The sequence below is a fragment of the Streptomyces sp. NPDC002868 genome, from assembly GCF_055563295.1.
In genome coordinates, this window is sequence record NZ_JBVHDR010000008.1 from 140,423 (window position 1) to 154,174 (window position 13,752).

A 13,752-nucleotide genomic window follows, 5' to 3' on the forward strand; every position below is an offset into this window, starting at 1 on the left:
TCCCCCGATCGCCGGTCGGCCTAAGGTAGGACGCATGAACGATCGCATGGTGTGGATCGACTGCGAGATGACCGGGCTCTCGTTGACGGACGACGCACTCATCGAGGTGGCCGCACTGGTCACCGACTCGGAACTGAACGTGCTCGGCGAAGGGGTGGACATCGTGATCCGCCCGCCGGACGCGGCGCTGGAGACGATGCCCGAGGTGGTGCGGCAGATGCACACCGCCTCGGGCCTCCTCGACGAGCTGGCGGGCGGCACCACGCTCGCCGCCGCCGAGGAGCAGGTCCTGGCGTACGTACGCCAGCACGTGAAGGAGCCCGGCAGGGCCCCGCTGTGCGGAAACTCGGTCGGCACCGACCGCGGCTTCCTGCTGCGCGACATGCCGACGCTGGAGGACTACCTCCACTACCGGATCGTCGATGTCTCCTCGGTCAAGGAACTGGCCCGCCGCTGGTACCCGAGGGCGTACTTCAACAGTCCGGAGAAGAACGGCAACCACCGGGCGCTGGCGGACATCCGTGAATCCATCGCGGAGCTGCGCTACTACCGCGAGGCGGTCTTCGTGCCGCAGCCCGGACCCGACTCGGAGACCGCGAAGGCGATCGCGGCGAAGCACGTCCTGCCTGCGCAGTAGCCGCCGCGCGAAGGGGGCGTAAACCCGGGCGCGAGCACCCTCCCCGACCCTGTACACTTTTTCTCGGCCGGTCCGGAAAGAGACCGGTCGTGGTGGGTATAGCTCAGATGGTAGAGCACCTGGTTGTGGTCCAGGATGTCGCGGGTTCGAGTCCCGTTACTCACCCTGAATGATCAAGGGCCCCGGTCTTCGGACCGGGGCCCTTGATTCTTTTCCGCGGGGCCCATGGATCTGTGGACCTGTGGACCTGCTACGACGACTCGCGTACGACGAGCTCCGTCGGGAGCACGATCTGCGGCCGCTCGCCCGTGCGCCCCTCTATTTCCTGAAGCAGCACCTCGGCCATCGTGCGGCCCATCTCCTCGATCGGCTGGCGCACGCTGGTCAGCGCCGGGTCCATGTGGCGGGCCACCGCCGAGTCGTCGAAGCCGACCAGCGCCACGTCGTCCGGGATCCGGCGGCCCGCCTCGCGCAGGACCTGGCGGGCGCCCGCCGCCATCACGTCGGAGGCGGCGAAGACCGCGTCCAGCTCCGGGCGGCGCTCAAGCAGCTCCCGCATCGCGCGGCGGCCGCCCTCCTCCGTGAAGTCGGCGGGGGCCGTCAGCCGGGCGTCGGGAGCCAGGCCCGCCGCCGCGAGAGCCGCGCGGTAGCCGTCCAGGCGGCACTGGGCGCCGTACACATCCAGGCGTCCGGTGATCGTCGCTATCGCACGGCGGCCGCGGGCCATGAGATGCGCGACCGCGCTGCGGGCGCCCTCGAAGTTGTCGGAGTCGACCGCGGCCAGCGTCTCGGCGGCCGACCGGCGGCCGCTGATCACGGCCGGAATCGAGAGGTCCTCCAGCATGTCGGGGATCGGGTCGTCGGCGTGCACGGAGACCAGCAGGACGCCGTCGACGCGGTGGGCCGCCAGATACTGCGCGAGCCTGCGGCGCTCGCGGTCGCTGCCGGCCAGGGTCAGCAGCAGCTGCATCTCGGTGTCGGCGAGGGCCGCGCCGACACCGCGCACCATGTCGGAGAAGTACGGCTCGGCGAAGAACCGGTCCTCGGGCTCCGGGACGACGAGGGCGATCGCGTCGGTGCGGTTGGCGGCGAGCGCGCGGGCCGCGCGGTTGGGTACGTATCCGAGTTCGGCGACGGCGGCCTCGACGACGGCGCGGGTGCGGTCGCTGACCCGCGGAGAGCCGTTGATCACGCGGGAGACCGTGCCACGTCCGACACCGGCGCGTGCGGCGACCTCTTCGAGGGTGGGTCTGCCCGTGCCCCGCCCTCCGTTGCGCGTACGGATTGTCCGAGACACCATGTCCGCCTCCCCAGGCTTCCCGTCCGAGAACATAACGCGCCGGGTGCCTTGACACCCCCTCAGGGAGCGGCGACCCTTCAACACATCACATATGGGAGCGCTCCCACCGTACCTGACTCATACACAACCCGCACGTTCCCCGCCCGAGCCGCGGAGCATCAACGGCACTGCGCTGCACGCCAGTTGGCCGGGGGGTCGGCACGTCAGGGCACAAGGAGGACGCAATGCGCAGGGCAGTAATCCTCGCGGTCGTCGCCGCGCTCGGCGCCGGTCTGCTGGCCGGCTGTGCCGCGGACAGCGACGAACCCACCGGCAGTGCGTCGAGCGGCGGCGGTGGAGGCAAGGGCAAGACCACCCTCACGGTAGGGGTCTTCGGCGCCTTCGGTCTCAAGGAGGCCGGCCTCTACGACGAGTACATGAAGCTCAACAAGAACATCGAGATCAAGCAGACCTCGATCGAGCGGAACGAGAACTACTACCCGCAGCTGCTGACGCATCTGGGCAGCAGCAGCGGTCTCGCCGACATCCAGGCCGTCGAGGTCAACAACATCGCCGAGATAACCGCGACGCAGGCGGGCAAGCTGGTCGACCTGGGCAAGACCGAGGGGGTCCAGAGGGACGCGTTTCTGCCCTGGAAGTGGGCGCAGGCCACCGCCAAGGACGGCAAGACGATCGCGCTCGGCACCGACATCGGTCCGCAGGGCATCTGCTATCGCAAGGACCTCTTCGCCAAGGCCGGGCTGCCCACCGACCGGGAGGCGGTCGGCAAGCTGTGGGCGGGTGACTGGAACAAGTACCTCGACACGGGCAAGCAGTTCAAGGCGAAGGCGCCGAAGGGGACGGCGTTCGTGGACTCCGCGTCCGGAGTGATGGCGGCGATAACCGGCAGCAACGAGAACCGCTTCTACGACAAGGACGGCAAGATCGTCTACAAGACCAACCCGGCCGTGAAGGAAGCCTGGGACATCGCGGCCCAGTTCGCGACGGAGGGTCTGACCGGTAAGTTCCAGCAGTTCACCCCGGCCTGGGACCAGGGCTTCGCGAACGGCACGTTCGCTACCGTCTCCTGCCCGGCCTGGATGCTCGGCTATATCCAGGACAAGGGCGGGGCCGCGGGCAAGGACAAGTGGGACGTGGCCGCGGCGCCCAAGCCCAGCAACTGGGGCGGCTCCTTCCTGACCGTCCCCGATGCGGGCAAGAACAAGGACGAGGCGGCAAGGCTCGCGGCCTGGCTGACCGCGCCCGAGCAGCAGGCGAAGCTCTTCGCCGAGCGCGGCAGCTTCCCGAGCGCCAAGGCCGCGTACTCCCTGCCCGAGGTCTCCGGCGCCAAGCACGCCTACTTCGCCGGCGCGCCCATCGGACAGATCTTCTCGAAGGCCGCCGAGGGAGTGCCGGTCCAGATCATCGGGCCGAAGGACCTGATCATCGCGCAGAACCTGGCGGACATCGGCATGCTCCAGGTCGACCAGAAGGGCCGGTCCTCCCAGCAGGGGTGGGACGCGGCCGTGAAGGCGATCGACAACGCGCTGGACCAGTGACCGGTATGGCAAGTGACGCACCGGCCGCCGCGCCCTCCCAGGAGGAGGGCGCGGCCCCACGCGACCGGTCCGACGGCGCGGCCGATGAGCGCCGCCGGGCCCGGCGCAGCCGCCGCTACCGGCTGGACGTCAAGTGGAGTCCGTACGCCTTTGTGGCGCCGTTCTTCGTGTTCTTCCTGGCCTTCGGGCTCTTTCCGCTGCTCTACACCGGCTGGGCCTCGCTGCACCGGGTGGAGCTGACAGCGCCCACCGACATGGAGTGGGTGGGTCTGCGCAACTTCTCCCGCCTGCTTGAGGACGAGTTCTTCTGGAACGCTCTGAAGAACACCGTCACCATCAGCCTGATCTCCACCGTGCCGCAGCTGCTCATCGCGCTGGGCATCGCGCATCTGCTGAACTACCGGCTGCGCGGCTCGATGTTCTTCCGGGTGGCCGCGCTGACTCCGTACGCCACCTCAGTGGCCGCCGCGACCCTTGTCTTCGTCCTCCTCTTCGGACGCGACTACGGAATGATCAACTGGGCGCTCGGACTGGTCGGCATCGACAACATCGACTGGCAGAACGGCGAATGGACCTCCCAGCTGGCCGTCTCCACGATCGTGATCTGGCGGTGGACGGGGTACAACGCGCTGATTTATCTGGCCGCGATGCAGGCCATCCCGAACGATCTGTACGAGTCGGCCGCGCTCGACGGGGCCTCGCGCCTGCAGCAGTTCATCCATGTCACCGTCCCCTCGCTGCGGCACACGATCCTGTTCACCTGTGTGGTCTCGACGATCGGCGCGACCCAACTGTTCGGCGAGCCCCTGCTGTTCAACGGCAGCGCGGGCGCGACCGGCGGCGCCGACCATCAGTTCCAGACGCTCGGGCTCTATCTGTACGAGCAGGGCTGGGTGAATCTCCACCTCGGCCGGGCCTCTGCGATCGCCTGGTCGATGTTCCTGATCCTGCTGGTGATCGGCGCGGTGAACTGGCTGGTTGCCCGCCGGCTGAGCAAGAGCGCGTAGGGGGTAGGACGATGACGGCACTGCTCAGCGCCAAGCGCGCCGGAGACACAGGCCGCACCGGAGGTGCCGGAGGCACCCGAGGCGCCAACCGCGCCGGACGTCAGCTGCACGGCGGCCGGATCGCCTATGCCGTGCTGATCGTGTTCACGGTCGGTTCCCTCTTTCCACTGGTGTGGACGGCAGTCGCCGCCTCCCGCAACAGCTCCCGGCTCGCGCAGACTCCCCCGCCCTTCTGGTTCGGCAGCAATCTCTTCAAGAATCTCGAGATCGCCTGGACCGACGCCAATATGGGCACCGCCCTGCTCAACACCACGATCGTCGCCGGGTCGATCGCGGCCGGGACGGTGCTCTTCTCGACCCTCGCCGGCTTCGCCTTCGCCAAACTCCGCTTCCGCTTCAAGAACCTCCTGCTCCTGCTGGTGATCGGCACGATGATGGTGCCGCCACAGCTCAGCGTCGTACCGCTGTACATGCTGATCGCCGAGCTCTCCTGGACCGACCAGCTGCAGTCCGTCATCCTGCCCACCCTGGTCAGCGCCTTCGGGGTGTTCTTCATGCGGCAGTACCTGATCGAGGCGCTGCCCACCGAGCTGATCGAGGCGGCGCGGGTGGACGGCGCGAGCAGCTGGCGCGTGGTGTGGCACGTCGTCTTCCCCGCGGCGCGGCCCGCGATGGCGGTGCTCGGAATGCTGACCTTCGTCATGGCCTGGAACGACTTCTTCTGGCCGATCATCGCGCTGACCCAGAACGGCAACCCCACCGTGCAGGTGGCGCTGACCGGGCTCGGCCGCGGCTATATCCCCGACCAGTCGGTGATCATGGCGGGCGCGCTGCTTGGCACCCTGCCGCTGCTGATCGCCTTCGTCGTCTTCGGCAAGCACATCGTCGGCGGCATCATGCAGGGCGCGGTCAAGGGCTGACACCTCCCACATTCCCGTACCTATGCATTCGTTCCTATGCATACATCCCTACGCACATGTTGGGAGCTCACCGATGTCCATGACCTTTCCGCCGGCCTTCCTGTGGGGCACCGCGACCGCCGCGTACCAGATCGAGGGCGCGGTACGGGAGGGCGGCCGCACGCCGTCGATCTGGGACACCTTCAGCCATACGCCCGGCAAGGTGGAGGGCGGTGACACCGGGGACACGGCGGTCGGCCACTTCCACCGCCGCGCAGAGGACGTCGCGCTGATGGCGGGCCTCGGCGTCAACGCGTACCGCTTCTCCGTCTCCTGGTCCCGGGTGCAGCCCACCGGCCGCGGCCCCGCCGGCCGGCGCGGCCTCGACTTCTACCGTGGCCTTGTCGACGATCTGCTCGCCCACGGCATCCGTCCGGTGCTCACCCTCTACCACTGGGATCTGCCCCAGGAGCTGGAGACGGCGGGCGGCTGGCCCGAGCGGGACACCGCGCACCGCTTCGCCGACTACGCCCGTATCGTCGCGGACGCGCTCGGCGACCGCGTCGATATGTGGACCACCCTCAACGAGCCCTGGTGCAGCGCCTTTCTCGGGTACGGCTCCGGAGTCCACGCGCCTGGCCGCACCGCCCCGGTCGCCGCGCTGCGCGCCGCCCACCACCTCAACCTCGGCCACGGCCTGGCCGCCCAGGCGCTGCGCTCCGCCCTGCCCGCGGGCGCCCAGCTCTCCGTCAGCCTCAACCCGAGCGTGGTCAGAGCGAGCAGCCAGAGCCCCGCGGACCTGGACGCGCGCCGCCGTATCGACGCGCTCGCGAACCGCGTCTTCGCGGACCCGATGCTCAAGGGCACATATCCGCAGGACCTCTTCGCGGACACCGCGGCCCTGACCGACTGGTCGTTCGTCCACGGCGACGATCTGGCCGTCATCAAGCACCCCCTGGACTCGCTCGGACTGAATTACTACGCACCTGCAGTTGTATCGGCTGCCACTGACAATCGCCCCGAGCGCAGCGACGGCCACGGCGCCAGCGAGCACTCCCCCTGGCCGGGCGCGGACTCGGTCTCCTTCCACCAGCCGCCGGGCGAGCGCACGGAGATGGGCTGGTCCATCGACCCGACCGGTCTTTACGACCTGCTGCTGCACTACACCCGCGAGGCCCCGGGCCTGCCGCTGATGATCACCGAGAACGGCGCGGCGTACGTCGACAAGCCCGCGGCGGACGGCTCGGTCCACGATCCCGACCGCATCCGCTATCTGCACGGCCATCTCTCCGCCGTTCACCGCGCGATCGCCGACGGTGCGGATGTGCGCGGATACTTCCTCTGGTCCCTGATGGACAACTTCGAGTGGTCCTACGGCTACGGCAAGCGCTTCGGCGCGGTGTACGTGGACTACGAGACGCTGGCCCGTACGCCCAAGTCGAGCGCGCACTGGTACGCGGCGCTGGCCCGGTCCGGGGTACTCCCCGAGCCGCCGGCCGGCGACCTCACTCGCTGAGCACCGGCCACGTACCCCGTCGGGCGTGACTCAGCAGCACCGGGTCATCGCCCACGACCACCGGGTTGCCGACCTCGGTCAGCAGGGCGAGGTCGGCCGCCTCGTCCGCATACGCGTGGCAGTCCGCCGGGTCGAAACCGTACTCCCGCATCAGCGTGCGCGCCGCGTACCCCTTGCCGTGGCCCCGCATGCAGGTCAGCATCTCGTCCGCGCCGAGCCGCGCCGCCAGCGGGGCCACCACGGGCAGCGGGGAGCTGGAGACCAGCACCATCAGATCGCCCGCCACCGCGTGCCGCAGATACGCGGCGAGGCCGGGCTCGTTCCACAGGGCCTGCCGCACCAGCGTGCCGCTCACATCGAAGAACGCGGCCCTGCGCGGCGCTTGGCGGATTTTGGCGGTGATGGGAGTGATGGGAGTGATGGGGGCAACCGTGTCCTTCATGCCCTTCAGTACGGACTGACGGCTTGCACCACTCAATGGCCGTGGGGGTTTCCCCACCCCTGACTGGCCGGACAGCGGGATGTTCCCGAAGACGCGTCGAGCCGATCGTGGTGGTACGAGATCGACGGGTCACCGGCGTCAGCTGCGTCAAGGGCGTCGCCGCCGAGCGCGCGGGCGGGCAGCATGCTGCCGAACGAGGAGTTCCTGACCCGTACGGGAGTGACCTTCGACGGTCCGGGCATCCCGCCGCATCTGCGTGAACCGGTCTTCACGGACGAGGAGTTCGCCCAGGGCCGCGACTCGGCCTTCGACCGGGCGGTCGCCGTACTCGGCCGCCGGTGAACAAAAACGCGCGTCCCGGCCGGGTGGGGGGCAGTCCGGCCGGGACGCGCCGCCGGGGGGTGGCGGCTTGGTGGGACCTACTTGTAGGCGGAGAACGCCTTCGTGAAGGCCAGCGGCTCCTGGAGGATCGAGCTGCACGTCGCATCCGCGGCGGGCTTCTCGCCGCCCGCGCACTGCTTGTCGCGGGTCGAGGACCACATGGCCAGCCAGCCCAGGCCCTTGGACTTGGCGAAGTCGACCAGCTGCGTGGCGTCGTCGACCTTGAAGATCTCGGTCACGACGTCGTTGACGCCGATCATCGGGGTGACGGCGACGGCCTTCCAGGCGGCCGCGTCCGACAGCCCGAGCACGCCCTTGATCTGGCCCTGGGTAGCGGTCGCCGCCTGGATGGCGTATTGACCCATGTCACCGCTGTAGGCCGGTCCGTAGTCCATCGCCATGATGTTGACCGCGTCGACCTTCACGCCGTTCTTCTTGGCATCGGCGATCAGATCCACGCCGGGCTGGGTCAGCCCCTCGGGCATGACGGGCAGGGTGAAGGAGACGTCGAGGCCCGGGTGGGACTTCTGGAGCTGCGCGATCGCCTGCGAGCGGCGGGAGTTGGCGGCGGTGTCCGGCAGGGCCGCGCCCTCGATGTCGAAGTCGACCTTGGTGAGCTTGTACTCGTCGATGACCTTGCCGTACGCCTTCGCCAGGTCGTCGGCGGAGGAGCAGTTCAGCGCCAGCTCGTGGCCGGCCGCGCCGCCGAAGGAGACCCGGACGTCGCCGCCCTTGGCGCGCAGCGCGCCTATCTGGGCCGCGACCTTGTCGCTGGCGAGGTCGGTGACGCCGCCCCAGAGCGGGGCGCAGCTGCCGCCGGAGGTGATGAAGGCGAGGTTGAACTCCTTGACCCCGGTCTTCGTGACGGTGTCCAGCAGGTCGTACGCCGGGTAGAGCGAGGTGTCGATGTACGGCGCGAAGCCGGCGCCCGTGCCGCCGCCGGACGTCTCGGTGGGGGTGGGGGTGGGCGTCGGGGTGGGGGTGGGGGTCGGCTTCTGCGTGGGCGTGGCGCTCGCCGTCGGGCTCGGGGTCTTGGTGGGTGTGGGCTGCTCGGTGGGGCGGCCGCTCGGCTGCGGCGTCGCGCCCTCGTCGACAGAGCACTTGACCTTGTTGATGAGACAGGAGGTCGGGTCGGCGACGGTCGCCGTACCGCTCGCGGAGGTGACGAAGCCGACGGTCACCGACTTGCCGGGGGCGAGCTCCTTGTTCCAGCTCGCGGGCTTCACGGTGATGTGCTGCCCGTTCACGGTGTGCTCGCCGTTCCACAGCGAGCCGATCGTGGTGCCCTCGGGCAGATCGAACTCGAGCGTCCAGTCCGACTGCGCCTTGTCGGTGGCATTGGTGATGACGTACTGGCCGGTGTAACCACCGGTCCAGGAACTCGTCTTGGTGTACGCGGCGCCTACGGCTGCGGCCTGCGCGGTGCCCGTGAGGGCGAACGCCGCGCCGCCGATGACGGCGGCGGCGACGACCGCGCCGACCGCCTTGGTCTTCGCGCTCGCCCTGCGCCGGTGCGTACTGCTGCCCATTGCGTGCCTGCCTCTGCGTTACGGGGGGTGGGGGTGTGGCAGCACGCTAGCGGCCCGGAAACGGACAAATGACCCGTTCGGGGCGGGGGTTGAGCTTCTTAGGACGCCCTTAAGGAGGGCATCGGAACGGATTAATGGTCGAGACCACTTGCAACCAAGCCCGTGGGGTCCCCCCGGACGAAGTCTGGGGGAAATTGAGGACAAACGGTCACTTCATCAGGCGGACGGCCTTGCGGCGTCTGACCGTTCCCCGGTGGCCCCGCCTCCGCTCCCCCGGCAGCCCCTCGCGCGGGTCGAGCCCGATCCAGATCCGTACCTCCGTGCCGCCGAGCACCGAGCTGCCTATCCGTACGTCCCCGCCCGTCGACTCCGCCACCCTGCGCACGATGTCCAGGCCGAGCCCCGTCGAGCCGTCCCTGCCCCCGCTGTTGCCGCGGGCCATCGCCGCCTCCGGGTCTGCGATGCCCGGGCCCGCGTCCGACACCAGCACGATGACCGCGTCCCCGCCGTTGTGTACGTCGACCGAGAAGGCCGTGCCCTCCGGGGTGTGCCGGAAGACATTGCCGAGCAACGCGTCGAGCGCGGCCGCCAGTTCGGGGCGCGCGACCGGGATGCGTACGGGACGGTCGACGCCCGCGACCCGCACCTTGCGGCCCTCGTCCTCCGCCAGCGCCGACCAGAAGTCCATCCGCTCCCGGACAACCTCGGAGGCGTCGCAACCCGCGCCCGGGCCGGGCGACGCGGTCTGCGGCTTGGCCTCGCGCGCCGTGCGGATGATCGTGTCGACCTCGCACTCCAGCTGCTCGACCGCGGCCCTGGTCTGGTCGGCGGCGGGTCCGTCGCCGAGGGAGGCGGCGTTGAGGCGCAGCACGGTGAGCGGCGTACGCAGCCGGTGCGAGAGGTCGGCGGCCAGCTCGCGCTCATTGGCGAGGAGCTGGACCACCTGGTCGGCCATGGAGTTGAAGGCGATCGCGGCGGAACGCAGTTCGGTCGGCCCCTCCTCGGGGACGCGCGCCCCGAGCTTGCCCTCGCCCAGGTCGTGCGCCGCGCCCGCGAGGCGCTGGGCGGGCTGCACCATGCGGATGCCGAGCCGGTCGGCGACCGCGACCGAGCCGACGATCAGCGCGATGCCGACACCGGCGAGCACCAGCCAGGCGGTGTCCACGCCGTTGGAGACCTCGCCCTCCGGTACGAACACCTCGACGACGGCGATCTGTCCGGTGCTGATCGCGGTGGGCTGAAGGAGCGCGGAGCCGCCGGTCACCTCGGTGATGGAGGCGCGGCCGAGCCGCTGCGTGGTCGCCAGGTCCTTCTGGGTCGCCCGGCGGGTGCCGATGTTCACCGGCTGGCTGCCCGGCTCGCCGGAGGCCGGGATGTGCACGGCCATCCGCCCGGCCGATCCGGCCTGGGTGGACATCACCGCCCGCTCCAGCGGATCGCGGTCGGCGGTGATGGAGAGCGTGGGGCCGATGGCGGCGGCCTGCCGCTCGGCGTTGGAGAAGGCCCGGTCCCTGGCCATCTCCTTGATGACGAGCCCGAGGGGTATCGCGAAGGCGACCACAACCATGGCGGTGACCGCCAGCGAGACCTTGACCAGCGCCCATCTCATGACATGTGTCCATTCATGGCATGCGTCCGTTCGGCGGCTCCAGCTTCACGCCGACGCCGCGGAGGGTGTGCAGATAGCGGGGCCGGGCGGCCGTTTCGCCCAATTTCCGTCGCAGCCAGGACAGATGGACGTCGATGGTCTGGTCGTCGCCGTAACTCAGCTGCCAGACCTCGGCGAGCAGCTCCTTGCGCGGTACGACGACGCCGGGCCGCCCGGCCAGGAACGCCAGCAGGTCGAACTCCCGGCGGGTCAGGTCGAGTGCCGCCCCGTCCAGCTCGGCCTGGCGGCGCAGCGGGTCGATGGAGAGCCCGCCGACCTGGATGACACCCGAGGGCGGGGCATCCCCGGCGGCGCGCGAGCGGCGCAGGACGGCCGCCATCCGCGCGGACAGGTGCTCCACCGAGAAGGGCTTGATGAGGTAGTCGTCGGCGCCGTCGTTCAGCAGGCGGACGATCTCCGCCTCGTCGTCCCGCGCGGTCGCGATGATCACTGGTACGTCGGTGATTCCGCGCAGCATCTTCAGCGCCTCGGACCCGTCCAGATCGGGCAGGCCGAGATCCAGGATGACCAAGTCGAAGCGGAAATGGGCCACCTCGCGCAGCGCCTCGAGGGCCGTGCCGACGCTCCGTACGGTGTGGGAGGCCTCGGTCAAGTGCCGTATGAGGGCGGAGCGCACGAACTGGTCGTCCTCGACCACGAGCACACTTGCCATGGGCGGCACCGTACGCCATCCGGAGGACGCCGGTCCCTCTAGGGACAGTTGTGGGGAGCGTGGTGCAGTATGGCCCCGATGCATCGAGGACTCGTACATGCCATGGCGTGGTCGCTGTCCACCGGCGCAGCGGTCACGCTGTCCTGGTGGGGCGTCCACACGGTCATGTCCGGGACCGCCTACGACCGGCCGCGCGCGCTGCCCATCACCGCGGACGGCGCCACCACGCAGGGCGCGAAGCCGCAGGCATCGTCAACGCAGCGGTCGCCGAGTCCGACGCCGTCCAAGCCGGGCAGTGCGGACAAGACCCGCAAGCCGTCGGCCACTCCGTCGGCCGGAAAGCCGAGCAAGACCAAGCCGTCGCCGCCGCCGGCCTCGGCGACGCCGCCCGGGAATGTGAAGGGCTACACGGTCGACGGCGGCCGGGTCGTCTTCGACATCGGCGAGTCGTCGGCGGAGCTGGTCTCTGCGACGCCGGACGCCGCCTGGCAGATGCAGGTCTGGAAGCAACCGACGTGGATCCGGGTGACTTTCACCAAGGACGGCCGCGAGGTCTCGGTCTTCTGCACCTGGAACGGCCACCCGCCGATGGTCGAGTTCGACGACCGCTAGGTTGTCTGTTCCGTCCTCAAGCGCCGGGTCCCGGTCACCGCGCTAACGGAACGTCGCCGGCGGCGGTACGGGGGAAGGCTTCGCGCTCGCGTCGGTGACCGCGGCCGCGCCGCCCGTGAAGTCGGTGAGCGCCCTGCCGTGTTCGACCCGGCCGGGGTGCGGGTCGCTCGCGACGCGGCGGGTCAGCTCGGCGACGGGCAGCGGAACGTCGGACGCGAGCAGCACCGCATTGCCGAAGCGGCGGCCGCGCAGCACCGTCGGGTCGGCGGCGAGCGCGAGCTCGGGGAAGACGGCGGCGGCGGTGGCGACCTGGGCGCGCAGATGGGCGAGCGGCGGCCCGTCGGCGAGGTTGGCGGCGTAGTGCCCGCCCGGCTTCAGGACCCTGCGGACCTCGGCGAGGAATTCCGTACTGGTCAGATGCGCGGGGGTGCGGGCTCCGCTGAAGACGTCGGCGATCACCAGGTCCGCCCAGTCGTCCGGGACCTTGCCGAGCCCGGCGCGGGCGTCGGCCGACCGGACGCGTATACGTGCGCCGGGGTCCAACGGGAGCTGTTTGCGGACCAGTTGGACCAGCAAGGCGTCCAACTCGATGATCTGCTGGGTGGATCGGGGGCGGGTCGCCGCGATGTAGCGGGCGAGAGTGAAGGCCCCGCCACCGAGATGCACGACCTGGAGGGGGCGGCCGGGCGGGGCGGCGAGATCGGCGACATGGCCGAGGCGGCGCTGGTACTCGAAGGAGAGATGAACCGGGTCGTCGAGGTCGACATGGGACTGCGGGGCGCCGTCGAGGAGCAGCGTCCAGCCGCGCGGCCGCTCGCGGTCGGGTATCAGCTCGGCGAGCCCGCCGTCGACCTGCTCGACGACGGGTTCGGGGCTGCCTGCCCCGCCCGTACGGCTGCGCCGCTTGCTCTTTGCCACCAGCCCATTATCGGCGCAGTACGGATGGGGGGCTCAGCGACCGGGGCTCAGCAACAGTTGTCGGCGGCCTCGATGAGGCGGGCCGCCTCGCCGAGCGCCTCGCGCAGCACCACCGGGTCGGTGACCGGGCCGGCGCCGTCCGGCGGCAGTAACCAGTCGGCGCCAGTGTCGGCACCGGTGCCGGTGCCGGTGACCGGAGGTTCGGCAGGGATCCGCAGCCCGCGTCCCGACGTCTGCGTACAGGCGCTGCCCGGCATGTCCCAGCCGTCCGCGGTGCCGGGCGGCACCAGGAAGCCGAGGGTGTCGCAGGTGCCGTCGTGGAGCACCGGGCCGACGGCCGGTACGGCGCCGCGGCGCAGGATGTCGACGGCCTCGAGCCCCTGCCTGGCGGGGACGGTCACCAGATCGCAGGGCTCCGCGTCGTCGCCGGGCGGTGCGCTGCTGTCCGGGGTCGGCCTGTGGCGAGCAGTCGTCGCAGTCGTGCGTGAGCCGCCGTTGGCGCTGGTCTCCATGCCGATCTCCAACAAGGGGATCCCCTCCTCGCTCGAGTGGAGACACGTACCGCGCCTCCGGATGGTTCAACGCCCGTTCGCGTCAAGGGCTACGGCGGCTCGCCGCCGCAAAGGATGGCAGTTCATGGCAGATCAAGGGA

The 13,752-nt window shown here is 70.1% G+C and carries 13 protein-coding genes, 1 tRNA gene and 1 pseudogene; 8 read left to right on the forward strand and 7 right to left on the reverse strand.

Going from position 1 to position 13,752, the window contains the following annotated elements; translation table 11 throughout:
- Positions 1-34 precede the first annotated feature (34 nt).
- A complete protein-coding gene (orn, locus tag ACZ3H8_RS23985) occupies positions 35-637 on the forward strand; it encodes an oligoribonuclease (RefSeq protein WP_389185216.1) in 603 nt (200 codons plus the stop codon).
- 92 nt (positions 638-729) lie between these two features.
- Positions 730-802: transfer RNA gene (locus ACZ3H8_RS23990), tRNA-His, on the forward strand.
- An 85-nt stretch (positions 803-887) separates the two neighbouring features.
- On the opposite strand, the gene ACZ3H8_RS23995 is transcribed toward ACZ3H8_RS23990, so the two are convergent.
- A complete protein-coding gene (locus ACZ3H8_RS23995; protein WP_467405016.1) occupies positions 888-1,937 on the reverse strand; it encodes a LacI family DNA-binding transcriptional regulator in 1,050 nt (349 codons plus the stop codon).
- Positions 1,938-2,161: 224 nt separating this feature from the next.
- Between ACZ3H8_RS23995 and ACZ3H8_RS24000 the strand changes: the two genes are divergently transcribed.
- From ACZ3H8_RS24000 to ACZ3H8_RS24015, 4 genes are all read left to right on the forward strand, one after another.
- The gene (locus ACZ3H8_RS24000; RefSeq protein ID WP_467405019.1) at positions 2,162-3,475 is read left to right on the forward strand and encodes an ABC transporter substrate-binding protein; all 1,314 of its coding nucleotides are present in this window, start codon (positions 2,162-2,164) and stop codon (positions 3,473-3,475) included.
- A gap of 5 nt (positions 3,476-3,480) precedes the next feature.
- Positions 3,481-4,482 carry a carbohydrate ABC transporter permease gene (locus ACZ3H8_RS24005; RefSeq protein WP_467405020.1) on the forward strand — a complete coding sequence of 334 codons (1,002 nt, stop codon included), beginning with the start codon at positions 3,481-3,483 and terminating at the stop codon, positions 4,480-4,482.
- 11 nt (positions 4,483-4,493) lie between these two features.
- Positions 4,494-5,402 (forward strand): carbohydrate ABC transporter permease, encoded by a 909-nt coding sequence (locus ACZ3H8_RS24010; protein ID WP_467405023.1) that lies wholly within the window; start codon positions 4,494-4,496, stop codon positions 5,400-5,402.
- A gap of 73 nt (positions 5,403-5,475) precedes the next feature.
- Entirely contained in the window at positions 5,476-6,897 is a 1,422-nt protein-coding gene (locus ACZ3H8_RS24015) for a GH1 family beta-glucosidase (protein WP_467405025.1), read from the forward strand.
- Here ACZ3H8_RS24015 and ACZ3H8_RS24020 read toward each other — a convergent pair.
- Positions 6,887-7,339 (reverse strand): HAD family hydrolase, encoded by a 453-nt coding sequence (locus ACZ3H8_RS24020; RefSeq protein ID WP_467405027.1) that lies wholly within the window; start codon positions 7,337-7,339, stop codon positions 6,887-6,889. The two genes, ACZ3H8_RS24015 and ACZ3H8_RS24020, sit on opposite strands and share 11 nt — an antisense overlap.
- Positions 7,340-7,519: 180 nt before the next feature.
- On the opposite strand from ACZ3H8_RS24020, the pseudogene ACZ3H8_RS24025 reads away from it, so the two are divergent.
- Positions 7,520-7,681 (forward strand): annotated as a pseudogene (locus ACZ3H8_RS24025) (S41 family peptidase); the annotation flags it as partial.
- Positions 7,682-7,758: 77 nt separating this feature from the next.
- Here ACZ3H8_RS24025 and ACZ3H8_RS24030 read toward each other — a convergent pair.
- The 3 genes from ACZ3H8_RS24030 to ACZ3H8_RS24040 all read right to left on the reverse strand — a co-directional run bounded on the left by ACZ3H8_RS24030 (position 7,759) and on the right by ACZ3H8_RS24040 (position 11,570).
- Positions 7,759-9,249, reverse strand: coding sequence for a cellulose binding domain-containing protein (locus ACZ3H8_RS24030; RefSeq protein WP_467405029.1), 1,491 nt, complete (start codon positions 9,247-9,249; stop codon positions 7,759-7,761).
- Positions 9,250-9,457: 208 nt separating this feature from the next.
- A complete protein-coding gene (locus ACZ3H8_RS24035; protein ID WP_467405030.1) occupies positions 9,458-10,858 on the reverse strand; it encodes a sensor histidine kinase in 1,401 nt (466 codons plus the stop codon).
- Positions 10,859-10,871: 13 nt separating this feature from the next.
- Entirely contained in the window at positions 10,872-11,570 is a 699-nt protein-coding gene (locus ACZ3H8_RS24040; RefSeq protein ID WP_398989931.1) for a response regulator transcription factor, read from the reverse strand.
- A 69-nt stretch (positions 11,571-11,639) separates the two neighbouring features.
- Here ACZ3H8_RS24040 and ACZ3H8_RS24045 point away from each other — a divergent pair, with 69 nt between their 5' ends.
- Positions 11,640-12,182 carry a hypothetical protein gene (locus ACZ3H8_RS24045; RefSeq protein WP_467405033.1) on the forward strand — a complete coding sequence of 181 codons (543 nt, stop codon included), beginning with the start codon at positions 11,640-11,642 and terminating at the stop codon, positions 12,180-12,182.
- A gap of 42 nt (positions 12,183-12,224) precedes the next feature.
- Here the strand turns inward: ACZ3H8_RS24045 and ACZ3H8_RS24050 are convergent, their stop codons facing one another.
- Entirely contained in the window at positions 12,225-13,100 is an 876-nt protein-coding gene (locus ACZ3H8_RS24050; RefSeq protein WP_467405035.1) for a spermidine synthase, read from the reverse strand.
- A gap of 47 nt (positions 13,101-13,147) precedes the next feature.
- Positions 13,148-13,612, reverse strand: a complete 465-nt coding sequence (locus ACZ3H8_RS24055; protein WP_467405446.1) for a hypothetical protein — start codon at positions 13,610-13,612, stop codon at positions 13,148-13,150.
- Positions 13,613-13,752: the final 140 nt, after the last annotated feature.

What these genes read in the sequence shown, in the direction of transcription:
- orn (WP_389185216.1), top strand. Translation starts at nt 35, where the DNA reads ATGAACGATCGCATGGTGTGGATCGACTGCGAGATGACCGGGCTCTCG.
- ACZ3H8_RS23995 (WP_467405016.1), bottom strand. Translation starts at nt 1,937, where the DNA reads ATGGTGTCTCGGACAATCCGTACGCGCAACGGAGGGCGGGGCACGGGC.
- ACZ3H8_RS24000 (WP_467405019.1), top strand. Translation starts at nt 2,162, where the DNA reads ATGCGCAGGGCAGTAATCCTCGCGGTCGTCGCCGCGCTCGGCGCCGGT.
- ACZ3H8_RS24005 (WP_467405020.1), top strand. Translation starts at nt 3,481, where the DNA reads ATGGCAAGTGACGCACCGGCCGCCGCGCCCTCCCAGGAGGAGGGCGCG.
- ACZ3H8_RS24010 (WP_467405023.1), top strand. Translation starts at nt 4,494, where the DNA reads ATGACGGCACTGCTCAGCGCCAAGCGCGCCGGAGACACAGGCCGCACC.
- ACZ3H8_RS24015 (WP_467405025.1), top strand. Translation starts at nt 5,476, where the DNA reads ATGTCCATGACCTTTCCGCCGGCCTTCCTGTGGGGCACCGCGACCGCC.
- ACZ3H8_RS24020 (WP_467405027.1), bottom strand. Translation starts at nt 7,339, where the DNA reads ATGAAGGACACGGTTGCCCCCATCACTCCCATCACTCCCATCACCGCC.
- ACZ3H8_RS24030 (WP_467405029.1), bottom strand. Translation starts at nt 9,249, where the DNA reads ATGGGCAGCAGTACGCACCGGCGCAGGGCGAGCGCGAAGACCAAGGCG.
- ACZ3H8_RS24035 (WP_467405030.1), bottom strand. Translation starts at nt 10,858, where the DNA reads ATGAGATGGGCGCTGGTCAAGGTCTCGCTGGCGGTCACCGCCATGGTT.
- ACZ3H8_RS24040 (WP_398989931.1), bottom strand. Translation starts at nt 11,570, where the DNA reads ATGGCAAGTGTGCTCGTGGTCGAGGACGACCAGTTCGTGCGCTCCGCC.
- ACZ3H8_RS24045 (WP_467405033.1), top strand. Translation starts at nt 11,640, where the DNA reads ATGGCCCCGATGCATCGAGGACTCGTACATGCCATGGCGTGGTCGCTG.
- ACZ3H8_RS24055 (WP_467405446.1), bottom strand. Translation starts at nt 13,612, where the DNA reads ATGGAGACCAGCGCCAACGGCGGCTCACGCACGACTGCGACGACTGCT.